Here is a 15,441-nt window from a genome sequence, read left to right as displayed (position 1 = left end):
AGAGAAGCATCTTTCACCCCATGCGCATCGAACCTCGCCTGCTGCCCGACACCCTGCCATTCCTCGGTGATATTCCGCCGCTGTTGACCCGCCTGTATGCGGCTCGGGGTGTGCTGTCCGAGGCGGAACTGGACAAGAGCCTGGCGCGGTTGATTCCGTTCCAGCAACTCAAGGGCATCGATGCCGCGGTGGATCTGCTGGTGACTGCGCTCGAACAGCGTCAGCGCATTCTGATCGTCGGCGACTTTGATGCCGACGGCGCGACGGCGAGCACCGTGGGCACCTTGGGTTTGCGTCTGTTGGGGGCGGCACATGTCGACTATCTGGTGCCCAACCGATTCGACTACGGCTATGGCCTGACACCGGAAATCGTCGCGGTGGCGCTTGAGCGTCAGCCGCATTTGCTGATCACCGTCGACAACGGCATCTCCAGCGTCGAAGGCGTGGCAGCGGCGAAAAAGGCCGGGCTCAAGGTGCTCGTCACCGACCACCACTTGCCCGGTGACGAGCTGCCGTTGGCCGATGCCATCGTCAATCCGAACCAGCCCGGTTGCGAGTTTCCGAGCAAGGCGCTGGCCGGCGTCGGGGTGATTTTCTATGTATTGATGGCCCTGCGTGCGCGGTTGCGCGAGCTGGGCTGGTACACAAGCAAGCCGCAGCCGAATATCGGCGAACTGCTCGATCTGGTGGCTCTTGGCAGCGTGGCCGACGTGGTGCCGCTGGATGCCAACAACCGGATTCTGGTGCATCAGGGCCTGGAGCGGATTCGCGCTGGACGTGCCCGGCCGGGAATCAAGGCGATCCTCGAAGTGGCCAAGCGCGATCATGCGCGTATCACCTCCACCGATCTGGGCTTCATTGTCGGCCCGCGCCTGAACGCAGCGGGGCGCCTGGACGACATGAGCCTGGGTATCGAATGCCTGCTGACCGAAGACGCAGGTCTGGCCCGTGAGATGGCGGCGCAACTGGACGGCATGAACCAGGATCGCAAATCCATCGAGCAAGGGATGCAGCGTGAAGCGCTGGCGCAGCTCAAGGATCTGCCGGTGGAGTCGATGCCGTTCGGCTTGTGCCTGTTCGATCCCGAGTGGCACCAAGGCGTTATCGGTATCCTCGCGTCACGGATGAAAGAGCGCTATTTCCGCCCGACCATCGCCTTTGCCGATGCCGGGGATGGTTTGCTCAAGGGCTCGGGGCGTTCGGTCCAGGGCTTTCACATCCGCGACGCCTTGAGTGTGGTGGCGGCGCAGCATCCGAATCTGATCACCAAATACGGTGGTCACGCGATGGCGGCCGGCCTGACGCTGCCGGAAGCAAATTTCCCCTTGTTCGCCGAAGCCTTTGACGCTGAAGTGCGCCGGCAGCTGCGCGAAGAAGATCTGACTGGCCGCCTGTTGTCGGACGGCACCCTGGCGGTGGAAGAGTTCCACCTGGAGCTGGCTCGTGCCTTGCGGCATGCCGGTCCTTGGGGGCAACACTTCCCGGAACCGTTGTTTCATGGGGTGTTCCAGTTGGTCGAGCAGCGCGTCGTTGGCGAGCGGCATCTTAAAGTCGTGCTCAAAAGTGAATGTGGTTCGGTGAAACTCGACGGCATTGCCTTTGGGATCGATCGCGATATCTGGCCGAATCCGACCATCAAATGGGTGGAGCTGGCCTACAAGCTCGACCTCAACGAGTTTCGCGGGAACGAGACGGTTCAATTGATGATTGCCCACATCGAACCGCGTTGACCCCCTGTAGGAGCGAGCTCGCTCGCGATGGACGACAGGACACCGCGGGGTATCAGGTCCCCAACGCTATCGTTCACGCCCATCGCGAGCGAGCTCGCTCCTACAAGGGGGCAACATCCCTCGATGTCGACTAGGCTCTAAGCACTGCTTGATTTTGGCCTTGTGACGTCTTGTCGAATTTTTTGCCCGCGGGGGCGGGTGTTGTACCTTTTTCCTGTCACTCGTCGACTATTCAAACAGAACCTGGAGCCTGCCCACTGATTCGAGAGGTGCCCCATGAGTCTGCTGCTTGAACCCTTTACCCTTCGCCAATTAACCCTGCCCAACCGCATCGCGGTATCGCCGATGTGCCAGTATTCCAGTGCCGATGGCCTGGCCAATGACTGGCATCTGGTCCACCTCGGCAGCCGTGCTATCGGCGGGGCCGGGCTGGTGTTTACCGAAGCCACGGCGGTCACCGCCGACGGGCGCATCACGGCCGAGGATCTCGGTCTGTGGAATGATGAACAGATCGAACCCCTGCAACGCATCACCCGCTTCATCAACGCCCAGGGCGCCGTTGCCGGTATTCAGCTGGCCCATGCCGGGCGCAAGGCCAGCACCCACCGGCCGTGGCTCGGCAAGCATGGCAGCGTCAAACCCGACGAGGGCGGTTGGGTGCCGGTCGGACCTTCGCCGATTGCGTTCGACCCGCAGCACACCCAACCCAAACAACTGGATGACGACGAGATCGCCAAGGTGATCCAGGCCTTTGTCGATGCGGCAAAGCGCTCACTGACGGCCGGTTTCAAAGTGGTCGAAGTGCACGCGGCCCATGGTTACCTGCTGCATCAATTTCTGTCGCCGTTGAGCAATCAGCGTCGCGATCAATATGGCGGTTCGTTCGAAAATCGTATTCGGCTGGTGCTGCAGGTCACCGAAGCGGTGCGTGCGGTGTGGCCTGAAGAGTTGCCGGTGTTTGTCCGGGTCTCGGCCACCGACTGGGTGGAAGACGGCTGGAACCCCGATGAAACCGTGGAGCTGGCCCGCCGCCTCAAAGCCTTGGGGGTCGACCTGATCGACGTCTCGTCGGGCGGGACGGCAGTCAATGCTGAAATTCCCACAGGGCCCGGTTACCAGACCCGCTTCGCCGAGCGGGTGCGCAAGGAGTCGGGCATGGCCACCGGCACAGTCGGCATGATCACCGAGCCGGCCCAGGCCGAGCACATCCTGCGCACCTGTCAGGCGGACATCATTTTCCTAGCCCGTGAGTTGTTGCGCGATCCGTACTGGGCGCTGCACGCGGACGACGACCTGGGCGGGCACAAGGCCGTGTGGCCGGCGCAATATCAGCGGGCGACTCACCGTGAGCAGCCCATTCATGAATCGGATTTGCGCGACTGAAATCCATCGATACGAAAAAGCCCCTGAATCGTGAGGTTCAGGGGCTTTCGTTTATCCGGATCGTGGTCAGGCCGCTTCGATCTTGTTGCGGTTTTGCTCGACCTTGTTCAGGTATTCCTTGAGTTTTTCCTGCTCCGCGGCTGTGGTGAACAAGCCGAGCTTGCTGCGCCGCCAAAGAATATCGTGTGCGGTAGTGGCCCATTCTTCACTGCACAGGTAATCGACCTCGCGGGTGTAGAGACCGCCGCCGATGTGCTCGCCCATATCGCTGATGTCCTGTACGCCTTCGAGCATGCGCCAGGTACGGCTGCCGTAGGAGGTGGCCCAGCGACGAGCGATCTCGCTTGGTAGCCAGTCGAATTTGTCGCGGATACGTGAGCTCAAGGCCTGCGGGGTGGTCATGTCTTCACCGCCCGGCAGTGTGGCGCTTGCGGTCCAGCTTGGCTGGATGTGCTTGAAGTAGGGTGCCAGTTGCGCCAGCGCCGACTCGGCCAGTTTGCGATAGGTGGTGAGCTTGCCGCCGAACACCGACAGCAACGGAGCCTCTTCGCCAGTGCCAGACAGCGCCAGGGTGTAATCGCGGGTCACGGCCGACGGGTTGTCGGATTCGTCGTTGCACAGCGGGCGCACACCGGAATAGCTGTGCAGGATGTCCTCGCGGCTGATTTGCTTTTTGAAATGGGCGTTGACCACGTTCAACAGGTAATCGGTTTCGCCGTCGGTAATTGCCACCTTCGCCGGATCGCCGGTGTACTCGCGGTCGGTGGTGCCGATCAGGGTGAAGTGATTCAGGTACGGAATGGTGAACACGATACGCTGATCTTCGTTTTGCAGGATGTGCGCGTGTTCGCCTTCGTACAGTTTCGGCACGATCAGGTGGCTGCCCTGGATCAGGCGGATGCCGTAAGGCGATTCCATCTTCAGGTCATCGCGAATGAACCTGGCGACCCAGGGCCCGGCCGCATTGACCAATGCCTTGGCGCGGATCGAAAACAGGCTGCCATCGGCGCGCTCCAGGTGCAGGTGCCACAGGCCCTTGGTGCGACGTGCGCTGACGCAGCGGGTCTGGGTGTGAACGTGGGCGCCTTTTTCCCGGGCGGCCATGGCGTTCAACACCACCAGGCGGGCGTCGTCGACCCAGCAGTCGGAGTATTCGAAGCCCTTGGTGATTTCGCTTTTGAGCGCGCTGTCGGGGCCGAACTTCAGGCTTTTCGAACCTTGCAGTTGCTCGCGCTTGCCCAGGTTGTCATAGAGGAACAGACCGGCGCGAATCATCCATGCCGGGCGCAGGTGTGGGCGGTGCGGCAACACGAATCGCATTTGCTTGACGATGTGCGGCGCCTTGGCCAACAACACTTCGCGTTCAGCCAGGGCCTCACGCACCAGGCGGAACTCGTAATGTTCGAGGTAGCGCAGGCCACCGTGAATCAGCTTGCTGCTGGCCGACGAGGTATGGCTGGCCAGGTCATCCTTTTCACAAAGGAACACCGAGAGACCGCGTCCGGCGGCGTCCGCTGCGATCCCCACGCCATTGATCCCGCCACCGATGACGGCGATATCGTAGACCTCGGCGAGAGGGGGCGTAGGCAAGGTGGAAGTGGGCATCGGCTCGGCCTCGGAATTCTTTGATGTTTTGTATTTGAATTCGAACATTAATGTTCATTTGCGAAAATACTAGCCCATAAAGACGCCCACAGCCAGTCAGCTTCGATTGAAAATACTCATCGAAGGGCCATTAAAGGAAAATTTACGAACATTGAAAGGTTGCAGGCTGCTTTTGTGGCGAGGGGGCTTGCCCCCGTTCGACGGCGAAGCCGTCGCAGGTTGGGGCTATGAATGTGCCTGTCTGAACTCGGCTGAATGGTTTTAGGGCCGCTTCGCAGCCCAACGGGGGCAAGCCCCCTCGCCACAGGGGAAGGAGGGGGGTTAAACCACTTCCAGGCGAACCTTGTGCTGGTTCAACAACTGCGCCAGCGCCGGGGAGGGTTGCTGATCGGTGACCAGGCAATCGACCAGGCTGATCGGCCCCAGGCGAATCATGGCGTTGCGCCCGAACTTGCTGGAGTCGGCCGCGAGGATCACCTGCCGGGCATTGGCGATGATCGCCTGGGATACCCGCACTTCCTGATAGTCGAAGTCCAACAGGCTGCCGTCTTCATCGATGCCGCTGATGCCGACCAGGGCGAAATCGACCTTGAACTGATTGATGAAGTCGACACTGGCCTGACCCACCACGCCACCATCGCGCCGCACGTTGCCGCCAGTGAGCAGGACATCGAAATCGTCCTTGGCGCTGAGCATGGAGGCGACGTGCAGGTTGTTGGTGATGATCTTCAGGTGACTGTGGTTGAGCAGTGCCCGGGCAATGGATTCGGTGGTCGTGCCGATGTTGATGAACAACGAGGCATGGTCGGGAATCTGCGCGGCAATGGCTTCGCCGATACGCTGTTTTTCATCGCGCATCTGATCGGCGCGCATGGCGTAGGCGGTGTTTTCAACGCTGGAGTCGTAAGCCGCGCCGCCGTGGTAGCGACGCAACAAATTGGCTTCCGCGAGCTGATTGATGTCGCGGCGAATGGTCTGCGGGGTAACTACGAACAGCGTGGCCATTTCCTCGATGCTGACATAGCCGCGTTCGCGGACCAGTTCGAGGATTTGCTGCTGGCGGGGAGGCAGATTCATGGGGCGTCCTTTGGGCTGCCGTGCAAAATTTGCCCATGATGCCGCAGGAATCTGCTCCCGACCAGTTACATACAGATACGAGCCTGCGTCTTGGCTTATTCAGTCTCGTCTTCAGCCGCCCAATCGCGGGTACGGCTGACCGCTTTTTTCCACCCCGCGTAGAGTTTTTCCTTCGCCGTTTCATCTAGCGTCGGCTCGAACTTGCGTTCGATCACTGCCTTGCCACGCAACTCTTCCAGGCTGCCCCAGAAGCCGCAGGCCAGGCCTGCCAGGTAAGCCGCACCCAGAGCCGTGGTTTCGCGCATTTGCGGACGCTCGACCTGCGTGCCGAGGATGTCGGCCTGGAACTGCATCAGGAAATTGTTCGCCACCGCGCCGCCGTCCACGCGCAGGGCCTTGAGGCGTTCGCCGGAGTCCTGTTGCATGGCGTCGAGCACGTCGCGAGTCTGGTAGGCAATCGATTCCAGCGCTGCGCGAATGATGTGATCTACGCGTACGCCGCGGGTCAGGCCGAACAAGGCGCCACGGGCGTACGGGTCCCAGTAGGGAGCACCAAGACCGGTGAAGGCCGGCACCAGGTACACACCGTTGCTGTCTTTGACCTTGTTGGCGAAGTATTCGGTGTCGTGGGCGTCGTTGATGATCTTCAGTTCGTCACGCAGCCATTGCACGGTGGAGCCGCCGTTGAACACTGCGCCTTCCAGCGCGTAGGCCACTTCGCCACGTGGGCCGCAGGCGATGGTGGTGAGCATGCCGTGTTGGGACTTGACGGCTTTGTCGCCGGTGTTCATCAACAGGAAGCAGCCAGTGCCGTAGGTGTTTTTCGCCTGGCCTGGCTCGACGCACATCTGGCCGAACAGGGCGGCTTGCTGGTCGCCAGCGATGCCGCCGATGGCGATGCCGCTTTTGGTGTGACCGTAGATTTCGGACGACGATTTGACTTCCGGGAGCATCTCACAAGGGATGTCGAGGACCTCCAGCATCTTCGCGTCCCACTCCAGCGTGTGGATGTTGAAGAGCATGGTGCGCGAAGCGTTGGTGTAGTCGGTGACATGCACCTTGCCACCGGTGAATTTCCAGATCAGCCAGCTGTCGACGGTGCCGAACAACAGCTCACCGTTGCGCGCGCGCTCGCGGCTGCCTTCGACGTTGTCGAGGATCCACTTGAGCTTGGTGCCGGAGAAGTACGGGTCGGTGACCAGGCCGGTGGTGTCGCTGATGTATTGCTCGTGGCCATCGCGCTTGAGCTGCTGGCAGATCTCGGTGCTGCGTCGGCACTGCCAGACGATGGCGTTGTAGATCGGGCGGCCGGTGTTCTTGTCCCAGACCACGGTGGTTTCGCGCTGGTTGGTGATGCCGATGGCCGCCACCTGGTCGTGGTGCAGGCCGGCTTGTGCCAGGGCCTCGACCATCACGGCGCTTTGGGTAGCGAAGATTTCCATCGGATCGTGTTCGACCCAGCCGGCTTGCGGGTAATGCTGTGCGAACTCCCGTTGGGCGGTGCAGACCACGTTCGCGTCGCGGTCGAAAATGATCGCGCGGGAGCTGGTCGTACCCTGATCGAGGGCAATGATGTAGTTCTTATTCTGTGTGTCGGTCATGTCGATTGCCTTGGACGAAATAAGGGAGTGAGGTCTGGCGCGCGATCAAGGGGCAGGGGCACGCGCCAACGGTATCAAGAAGTTCTGGGTTTGCCGTCAATGGCAGCTGTTGCATCCTTTGTAGCAGGTACGGCGCTGGGCAGATGGCGGGCAATCAGCCCGCGATAGGCGGCAGCACCGAGGCAGGCACCGACAATCGGTGCAAAAACAGGAATCAGGAAATACGGGATATCGCGTCCGCCAGTGAAGGAAATTTCACCCCAGCCAGCGAAGAAAGTCATCAGTTTAGGGCCGAAGTCCCGCGCCGGGTTCATGGCAAAACCGGTCAGTGGTCCCATCGAGCTACCGATCACCGCAATCAACAGGCCGATCAGCAGCGGTGCCAGCGGGCCTTTGGGCAGGCCATTGTTGTCATCGGTCAGGGACATGATCACGCCCATCAGGATGGCCGTGATGATCACCTCGACCAGAAATGCCTGGGCGGTGGTCAGCACCGGGTTCGGGAAGGTGGAGAACACGGAGGCCAATTCGAGGCTGGCTTGAGTGCCGCGAACCATATGGTGCGTTTGTTCGAATTCGAAGAATAGATTGCTGTAGAGCGTGTAAACCAACAGCGCTCCACAGAAGGCTCCCGCCACCTGGGCGAGTATGTAGAAAGGCAATTTACGTTTTTCGAAGTCCGCGAAAATGCTCAGGGCAATGCTGACGGCAGGGTTCAGATGAGCCCCGGAAACCCCAGCGGTAAGGTAGATCGCCATGCTGACGCCGACGCCCCAGATAATGCTGATTTCCCACAAGCCAAAACTGGCACCCGCGACCTTGAGCGCGGCAACGCAACCTGTACCAAAAAAGATCAGCAGCGCCGTACCCAGAAACTCGGCCATGCATTGGCTCGAGAGCGACGGTTGTTGTAAAGCAGTTGTCATTGAAACCTCATTTTTTTTGTTGTCTGGCGCTTTTTCCATCATGGTCGGAGCGCGGTTTTCGCCGAGGCAGGATCCCCGTCCTGGTCGCGGTTTACTGCTGGGTGCAGCGGTAGGACGTTTCGTACAGTTTCATAAACGAAAAAATATAGACAAGAAACGCTGCTGTCAAAGGTCGAAAGTGAACCATTGGTCACAAAGAAACTATTCGCTGTATGAATGACCGGGTTGTTGAGGAATGGGGTTGCCAGGCAATGGCGTCATGAATGCGCCGCTGTAGAGCCTTTTAATGATCAATGTCCTAGAATCGGGCGCAGTATTTTTCTTCTGCCGCCCAGTCTGGAGCTGTCATGACCCCCGCATTGGATTTGTTGAAAAAGGTTCGGGCCGAACATCGCGTACACAGTTACGAACATGACCCCAAGGCCGCCTCCTACGGGTTGGAAGCGGCGGAAAAACTCGGGCTCGATCCGGCGCAGGTGTTCAAGACCTTGCTGGCGGCCAGTGAAAAGGGCGAGTTGCTGGTGGCCGTGGTGCCGGTTGTCGGCAGCCTGGACTTGAAAGGGCTGGCCCACGCCGCGGGCGTGAAGAAGGTCGAAATGGCCGACCCGGCGGCAGCGCAGCGCTCTACCGGCTATCTGTTGGGCGGGATCAGTCCGCTGGGGCAGAAAAAGCGCTTGCGTACCTTCATTGATAATTCGGCCCAGCCCTTCGCCAGCATTTTTGTCAGTGCGGGGCGGCGTGGACTGGAAGTCGAACTGGCACCGGCGGTGCTGGCCGAGCACACCCAGGCCAGATTTGCCGATATCGGCCGTGCGTGAACATCATCGGAGTCCGCGCAGCGCTGTATGGTGAAAATCAGCCTGCTCTGTCACTGGTGCCGGCTGAGCCAGCGCGGCATGCTTTGTGGTCTGACAAAGGGAGAAGGTTATGCAACTGGAGTTTCATCAGGTCGACGCGTTCAGCAATCAGCCATTTAGCGGCAATCCGGCGATGGTCTATCGGCTCGACACCTGGCTCGCCGATGAGTTGATGCAAAAGATTGCCGCCGAACACAACCTCGCCGAAACGGCGTTTGTCGTGCGTGAAGGGCAGGGCTGGCACATCCGTTGGTTTACGCCGACCACTGAGGTGCCATTGTGCGGTCACGCGACGCTGGCTAGCGCTCATGTGCTGTTCGAGATTTATAAGGAGCCCGTCGAGCGACTGGACTTCACCTGCAAATCCGGCCCGTTGGGCGTGACCCGTGAAGGTGGGCGGCTGTGGCTGGATTTCCCGGCGATTACTGCATCGCCGGTGAACGTGATCTCGGACATCGAGCGTGCACTGGGCGTGAAGGCTGTTGAGGTACTGGCTTCAAATGAGCTGTTCGTGGTGCTGGAGTCGGAGCAAGCCGTGCTCGACTGCAAACCGGACATGGTGGCCCTGGCGAAACTGCCATGGCTGGGTGCCATCGTGACGGCGCGGGGCGAGCAGCACGATTTCGTTTCCCGCTACTTCGCCCCGGCAATCGGCATCAATGAAGACCCGGTGACCGGATCGACCCATTGCCTGCTGATTCCGTACTGGTCAAAGCGTTTGGCCAAGTCGAGCTTGACGGCTTTTCAGTGTTCGGCGCGGGGCGGGGAATTGTTCTGCCAACTGGAAGGCGATCGGGTGAGGATCGGCGGCAATGCGACCCTGGTTGCCAGTGGCACGCTGATGCTGGGATAACGCAAACCCATTGTGGGAGCGGGCTTGCTCGCGAAGGCGGACAGTCAGTTAACATCATCATCGACTGACACTCCGCCTTCGCGAGCAAGCCCGCTCCCACATTTAGTCCATGTTTATCAGTTGGCCGTGCTGTAGCGCCGGACACCTGATTCAGCCGCAGGAATCTGCGCCGCCGTGCTGCCGGACGCCTGGAACAGCACCAGGTGTTCAGCCGCGACACGAATACCCACATCCGCCCCAACCTGACGATCGACATGGCTCGGGAAAATCGACTCCAGCTGTGCGCCTGTCGGCAGTTGCAAGCGATACAGGGTCGATGCACCCAGGAATGTCTTGCCGGCAATTCGCGCCCTCAGTGCGCTGTCCGGGGCATAGACGATATCGTCCGGGCGCAGCAACACGTCCACGGCGCCGCCTACCGGCCAGGTGTAGGCCCGATTGCCGCGCAACTCACCCAGTTCGGTTTGCACCGATTCTGGGCTGCTCAACTGACCGCGAATGAAATAGCCCTGGCCGATGAAACTCGCGACAAAAGGTGTCAGGGGTTCGTGATACAGGTTGTAGGGCGTATCCCACTGTTCCAGGCGACCTTCCTTGAACACACCAACGTGGTCGCTCACCGCGAAGGCTTCTTCCTGGTCGTGAGTCACCAGAATCGCGCTGGTGCCACGGGCCTTGAGGATGTCGCGTACTTCATGGCTGAGCTTGCGGCGCAATTCGCCATCAAGGTTGGAGAAGGGTTCGTCGAGCAACAGCAGTTGCGGTTCCGGCGCCAGGGCACGGGCCAGTGCGACACGTTGCTGCTGACCTCCTGAAAGCTCGTGGGGGAAACGCTTGCCGAGATTCTTCAGGTTGACCAGTTCCAGCAGCTCTTCGGTCACGCGATCCTTTTGCGGATGCTTGCGAATGCCGAAGGCGATGTTGTCGGCCACGCTCAAATGCGGAAACAGCGCGTAGTCCTGGAACACCATGCCGATGCGACGTTTCTCCGGCGCAAGGGTGAAGCCGGCGCTGGAGATGGTCTCGCCAGCCAGCTGGATTTCGCCTTCGTGCACCGGTTCGAAACCGGCGATCGCCCGCAGGGTGGTGGTCTTGCCGCAGCCCGACGAGCCCAGCAGGCAACCGATGTCGCCTGCGTTCAGGTGCAGGTTGAGGTTCTGCACCACGCGCTGGTCTTGATAGCCGCAGGCGAGGTTGCGCAGGTTAAGCAGTAATGGCTGGCTCATGCGTGGTGATACGCCGGTTCGACGAGGAACTCGAGCAGGGCTTTTTGCGCGTGCAGACGGTTTTCGGCTTGATCCCAGGCCACCGAGCGCTTGTCATCGAGCAGGTCGATGCTGATTTCCTCGCCGCGGTGCGCTGGCAGGCAGTGCATGAACAGCACGTCTTCAGCGGCCAGGTCGAGCAGGGCGCGGTTGACCTGATACGGCGCGAACAGTTGCAGACGCTTGGCGGTTTCCTCTTCCTGGCCCATGGAGGTCCAGACGTCGGTGCTCACCAGATGTGCACCACGCACGGCTTCCTTCGGATCGCGAACGATGGTGACCCGATCGCCGGCCTTGGCCAGGAACACCGGGTTGGGTTCATAGCCTTCCGGGCAGGCTACGCGCAACTGGAAGTCGAACTGGATCGCCGCTTCTATATAGCTGTTGCACATGTTGTTGCCGTCGCCAATCCAGGCCACGGTCTTGCCCTGGATGGAGCCGCGATGTTCGAGGAAGGTCTGCATGTCGGCCAGTAACTGGCACGGGTGCAGGTCATCGGACAGGCCATTGATCACCGGTACGCGGGAGTTGGCGGCGAATTCGGTCAGGTTGCTGTGGGCAAAGGTACGGATCATCACTGCATCGAGCATGCTCGACATGACGATGGCGCAGTCGCCGATCGGCTCGCCACGACCCAGTTGGGTGTCACGTGGCGACAGGAAGATCGCCTGCCCGCCGAGCTGGATCATGCCGGCCTCGAAGGAGATCCGGGTACGGGTCGAGGATTTCTCGAAAATCATTCCCAGGACGCGGTTTTTCAGAGGCTCGAACAGTACGCCGCGGTTACGCAGGTCCTTGAGCTCAACGCCTCGACGGATCACGCTGACCAGCTCTTCGGGCGTGCAATCCATCAGGGAGAGAAAGTGCCTTGCGCTCATCATTGACTACCTTTTGCTACAAACCGCAGATGCTCAAAGCCTTGTTTAACGGAACAACGGGCGAGACCTGCGGCGTAAGCCGCACGGGGCGACGAAATAGGGGAAGGCGCGATCTTATAATTAAATGTCGCGTCTTACCAATAGGGCTACAGTTTTTAGGGAGTTTCAGAGGTGCTACGGGTTTACCGAGGTAGCGCTTTTGAAGCCTGTTTCCTGATAGCGGCGGTTCATTTGTACACCGGCCCCTCGGGGCTTGGCAATCAGGCGCGGCGGCAATGGTGCGCTGACAGTCGGTTTTTGACTTGTCATTCATCAGCGCCGGGCTTGATGGGCACTGGCGCCCGATCGGCGAGCAGACCGGCGCGCATGGCCCCCACGGACCGATTGAAACCCTTCAGGAAATTCAGTTGCAGGTGCCGCCCAGGCTGCCTTCGAACTGAACTCGGACGGCCATCGGCTGGCCTGATAACCCTCGATTCACAAGACGAACGTCGCTGGCGTGTCGTCGGCTCTGGCGCCATAGTTTTGTTTCCGCGGCCTACGTTGCCCGCCCATAACAAGACAGAGACTGGCCATGACCAAGACTCTCCATCACCGTGCGTGCCATTTGTGCGAAGCCATCTGTGGCCTGACCATCGAAACCACCAGGGGCGAAGGCGGTAACGTCCAGATCACTTCGATCAAGGGCGACCCCCAGGATACGTTCAGTCGTGGGCACATCTGCCCCAAGGCCGTGGCGTTGCAAGACATTCAGAACGATCCGGATCGCCTGCATCAGCCGATGCAGCGGGTGGGCAATGAATGGCAGCCCATCGAGTGGCAAGCGGCATTCAATCTGGTCGCCGAACGCCTCGCCGCCATTCAGGAACGTCACGGGCAAAACGCCGTGGCGGTCTATCAGGGCAACCCGAGCGTGCACAATTACGGGTTGATGACCCACAGCAATTACTTCCTCGGCCTGTTGAAAACCCGCAACCGGTTTTCCGCAACGTCGGTCGATCAATTGCCCCATCACCTGACCAGTCATTTGATGTACGGCCACGGTCTGCTGCTGCCGATCCCGGACATCGACCACACCGATTTCATGCTGATCCTGGGCGGCAATCCACTGGCTTCGAACGGCAGCATCATGACCGTGCCGGATGTGGAGAAACGCTTGAAGGCGATACAGGCCCGGGGTGGCAAGGTGGTGGTGGTCGATCCGCGCCGTAGTGAAACGGCGGCGATTGCCGACCAGCATCTGTTCGTACGCCCGGGCGGTGATGCAGCGCTGTTGTTCGGCCTGCTCAATACCTTGTTCGCTGAAGGTCTGACCCGCGACAGCCATCTGCCGGTGGACGGCCTGGAGGACGTACGGGAGGCTGTCGCACCGTTCACTGCCGAGGCCATGAGTCCGTTGTGCGCCGTACCGGCCGAACAGATCCGCCAGTTGGCGCGGGACTTCGCCGCGGCACCGAGTGCAGTCTGCTATGGCCGCATGGGCGTCTCGACCCAGGCCTTCGGTACTCTGTGCCATTGGGTGGTGCAGTTGATCAATCTGGTCACCGGCAATCTCGATCGCGTGGGTGGTGCCTTGTGCACCGAGCCAGCAGTGGACCTGGTGGCGTCGACCTCGGGCGGGCATTTCAATCTGTGGCAGAGCCGGGTTTCCGGGCGCCCGGAGTACGCCGGAGAACTACCTGTCTCGGCGCTGGCCGAAGAGATGCTCACTGAAGGGGAAGGGCAAGTCCGCGCGCTGATCACCGTGGCGGGCAATCCGGTGTTGTCCACACCCAATGGCCGACAACTCGAACAGGCGCTGGACGGTCTGGAGTTCATGGTCAGTATCGACCTGTACATCAATGAAACCACGCGTTACGCCGACCTGATCCTGCCGTCCACATCGGCGCTGGAAAACGACCATTACGACACCACGTTCAACCTGTTCGCGGTGCGCAACGTCAGCCGTTTCAACCGCGCCATCCTCGCCAAACCCCAAGGTGCATTGCACGACTGGGAGATTTTCGTCGGCCTGGCCAAGGCATTTGCCGTCAGGACCGGCAAAGAGCTGAAGCCCACCATCGCCCCTGCGCAAATGATCGATCGCGGCTTGCGCATGGGAATGTACGGCGACAATTCAGAGCACAAGCTGTCGCTGGCGACTTTGTTCGATCATCCCCATGGCGTCGATCTGGGCGCGCTCAAGCCTAACCTGACCCCACGCCTGAAGACTGCCAATCAACGCATCCAGGCCGCGCCTGCGGCGATTCTCGCTGACCTGGCGCGCTTTGCAGCCTTGAAGGCGCCGGCCGCCGACGAGTTGTTGATGATTGGCCGCCGGCATGTACGCAGCAACAATTCATGGATGCATAACTATCATCGGTTGGTAAAGGGCAAGCCACGTCACCAGTTGCTGATGCATCCGGACGACCTGGCCGGTCGCGGGCTCAGCGACGGACAGCGCGTTCGGGTCAGTTCACGGGTGGGTGTGATCGAAGTCGAAGTGCTTGGCAGTCTGGACATGATGAAAGGCGTGGTCAGCCTGCCTCACGGCTGGGGGCATGCGCGGCCGGGCGTGCAAATGTCGATTGCCAGCAGCCAGCCGGGCTCCAGCGCCAACGACCTGACCGACGAACGCCAGATTGACGAACTGTCGGGAAATGCCGCGCTCAATGGTGTGCCGGTGATCGTGGTGGCGGCTTGAATCAGTCAGACGGAGAGACCGAGCAGGGCGCTCGGCTTTCCGTTACAATGCGCCACCGTGCCGACCCATGAGTCGGAAAGTTCAGCCGAGGTGCTCCATGGATATCATCGAAACGATTAAAGAGCAGATTGCCAACAACACCATTCTGCTTTACATGAAAGGCTCGCCGAATGCCCCGCAGTGCGGCTTCTCCGCGAAAGCCGCGCAGGCCGTGATGGCGTGTGGCGAAAAGTTTGCGTACGTGGACATCCTGCAGAACCCGGAAATCCGCGCCAACCTGCCAAAATACGCCAACTGGCCAACCTTCCCACAGCTGTGGGTTGCCGGTGAACTGGTCGGCGGTAGCGACATCATGACTGAAATGGCTGCTGACGGTTCGCTGCAGAGCCTGATCAAGGACGCCGCCGCCAAGGCTGCTGCTCCAAAGTCCGAAGCCTGATTCGCTTCCTGTAGGGGCGAGCTCGCTCGCGATGGACTAAAGAACGCCGCTGGGTGTCAGGCTCCCAGCGTTATCGTTAACGACCATCGTCGGAACGCCGCCCGGAGCAAGCTCGCTCCTACAAGAGCAGGCAATAAAAAGCCC

12 protein-coding genes are annotated in these 15,441 nt (G+C 60.3%); 6 read left to right on the top strand and 6 right to left on the bottom strand.

Annotation, left to right across the window (positions count from 1 at the left end; genetic code table 11):
- Positions 1–20 precede the first annotated feature (20 nt).
- Entirely contained in the window at positions 21–1,730 is a 1,710-nt protein-coding gene (recJ, locus tag PspS34_RS22740; RefSeq protein ID WP_046042001.1) for a single-stranded-DNA-specific exonuclease RecJ, read from the top strand.
- 276 nt (positions 1,731–2,006) lie between these two features.
- Complete coding sequence (locus PspS34_RS22735) at positions 2,007–3,113, top strand: NADH:flavin oxidoreductase/NADH oxidase (RefSeq protein WP_150814679.1); 1,107 nt, start codon at positions 2,007–2,009, stop codon at positions 3,111–3,113.
- A gap of 66 nt (positions 3,114–3,179) precedes the next feature.
- Here the strand turns inward: PspS34_RS22735 and glpD are convergent, their stop codons facing one another.
- From glpD to PspS34_RS22715, 4 genes are all read right to left on the bottom strand, one after another.
- Positions 3,180–4,718: a glycerol-3-phosphate dehydrogenase gene (glpD, locus tag PspS34_RS22730; protein WP_154860469.1), complete on the bottom strand. Its 1,539-nt coding sequence runs from the start codon at positions 4,716–4,718 to the stop codon at positions 3,180–3,182.
- Positions 4,719–5,039: 321 nt separating this feature from the next.
- Positions 5,040–5,795 (bottom strand): DeoR/GlpR family transcriptional regulator, encoded by a 756-nt coding sequence (locus tag PspS34_RS22725; RefSeq protein WP_007971301.1) that lies wholly within the window; start codon positions 5,793–5,795, stop codon positions 5,040–5,042.
- A 95-nt stretch (positions 5,796–5,890) separates the two neighbouring features.
- On the bottom strand, positions 5,891–7,396 hold the full coding sequence (gene glpK, locus PspS34_RS22720) for a glycerol kinase GlpK (RefSeq protein WP_154860468.1): 1,506 nt from the start codon (positions 7,394–7,396) through the stop codon (positions 5,891–5,893).
- Positions 7,397–7,470: 74 nt separating this feature from the next.
- Positions 7,471–8,322, bottom strand: a complete 852-nt coding sequence (locus tag PspS34_RS22715; protein WP_090457548.1) for an MIP/aquaporin family protein — start codon at positions 8,320–8,322, stop codon at positions 7,471–7,473.
- Positions 8,323–8,669: 347 nt separating this feature from the next.
- On the opposite strand from PspS34_RS22715, the gene ybaK reads away from it, so the two are divergent.
- Both ybaK and PspS34_RS22705 read left to right on the top strand, forming a co-directional pair.
- The gene (ybaK, locus tag PspS34_RS22710; protein WP_057713427.1) at positions 8,670–9,140 is read left to right on the top strand and encodes a Cys-tRNA(Pro) deacylase; all 471 of its coding nucleotides are present in this window, start codon (positions 8,670–8,672) and stop codon (positions 9,138–9,140) included.
- A 109-nt stretch (positions 9,141–9,249) separates the two neighbouring features.
- Positions 9,250–10,032 carry a PhzF family phenazine biosynthesis protein gene (locus tag PspS34_RS22705; protein WP_154860467.1) on the top strand — a complete coding sequence of 261 codons (783 nt, stop codon included), beginning with the start codon at positions 9,250–9,252 and terminating at the stop codon, positions 10,030–10,032.
- A gap of 116 nt (positions 10,033–10,148) precedes the next feature.
- Here PspS34_RS22705 and PspS34_RS22700 read toward each other — a convergent pair whose 3' ends face one another.
- On the bottom strand, positions 10,149–11,258 hold the full coding sequence (locus tag PspS34_RS22700) for an ABC transporter ATP-binding protein (RefSeq protein WP_154860466.1): 1,110 nt from the start codon (positions 11,256–11,258) through the stop codon (positions 10,149–10,151).
- On the bottom strand, positions 11,255–12,175 hold the full coding sequence (gene argF, locus PspS34_RS22695) for an ornithine carbamoyltransferase (protein ID WP_057713430.1): 921 nt from the start codon (positions 12,173–12,175) through the stop codon (positions 11,255–11,257). The genes PspS34_RS22700 and argF overlap by 4 nt, the downstream gene beginning before the upstream one ends.
- Before the next feature lie 574 nt (positions 12,176–12,749).
- Here argF and PspS34_RS22690 point away from each other — a divergent pair.
- Both PspS34_RS22690 and grxD read left to right on the top strand, forming a co-directional pair.
- Positions 12,750–14,858 (top strand): molybdopterin oxidoreductase family protein, encoded by a 2,109-nt coding sequence (locus PspS34_RS22690; protein ID WP_154860465.1) that lies wholly within the window; start codon positions 12,750–12,752, stop codon positions 14,856–14,858.
- Between the two features lie 97 nt (positions 14,859–14,955).
- Positions 14,956–15,297 (top strand): Grx4 family monothiol glutaredoxin, encoded by a 342-nt coding sequence (grxD, locus tag PspS34_RS22685; protein ID WP_150814674.1) that lies wholly within the window; start codon positions 14,956–14,958, stop codon positions 15,295–15,297.
- Positions 15,298–15,441: the final 144 nt, after the last annotated feature.

It is taken from the genome of Pseudomonas sp. S34 (assembly GCF_009866745.1).
Taxonomy (GTDB): domain Bacteria; phylum Pseudomonadota; class Gammaproteobacteria; order Pseudomonadales; family Pseudomonadaceae; genus Aquipseudomonas; species Aquipseudomonas jessenii.
This window is presented reverse-complemented; position numbering and strand designations above follow the sequence as displayed.

Coding starts and splice junctions, on each gene's coding strand:
- recJ (WP_046042001.1), top strand. CDS start 21: ATGCGCATCGAACCTCGCCTGCTGCCCGACACCCTGCCATTCCTCGGT.
- PspS34_RS22735 (WP_150814679.1), top strand. CDS start 2,007: ATGAGTCTGCTGCTTGAACCCTTTACCCTTCGCCAATTAACCCTGCCC.
- glpD (WP_154860469.1), bottom strand. CDS start 4,718: ATGCCCACTTCCACCTTGCCTACGCCCCCTCTCGCCGAGGTCTACGAT.
- PspS34_RS22725 (WP_007971301.1), bottom strand. CDS start 5,795: ATGAATCTGCCTCCCCGCCAGCAGCAAATCCTCGAACTGGTCCGCGAA.
- glpK (WP_154860468.1), bottom strand. CDS start 7,396: ATGACCGACACACAGAATAAGAACTACATCATTGCCCTCGATCAGGGT.
- PspS34_RS22715 (WP_090457548.1), bottom strand. CDS start 8,322: ATGACAACTGCTTTACAACAACCGTCGCTCTCGAGCCAATGCATGGCC.
- ybaK (WP_057713427.1), top strand. CDS start 8,670: ATGACCCCCGCATTGGATTTGTTGAAAAAGGTTCGGGCCGAACATCGC.
- PspS34_RS22705 (WP_154860467.1), top strand. CDS start 9,250: ATGCAACTGGAGTTTCATCAGGTCGACGCGTTCAGCAATCAGCCATTT.
- PspS34_RS22700 (WP_154860466.1), bottom strand. CDS start 11,258: ATGAGCCAGCCATTACTGCTTAACCTGCGCAACCTCGCCTGCGGCTAT.
- argF (WP_057713430.1), bottom strand. CDS start 12,175: ATGAGCGCAAGGCACTTTCTCTCCCTGATGGATTGCACGCCCGAAGAG.
- PspS34_RS22690 (WP_154860465.1), top strand. CDS start 12,750: ATGACCAAGACTCTCCATCACCGTGCGTGCCATTTGTGCGAAGCCATC.
- grxD (WP_150814674.1), top strand. CDS start 14,956: ATGGATATCATCGAAACGATTAAAGAGCAGATTGCCAACAACACCATT.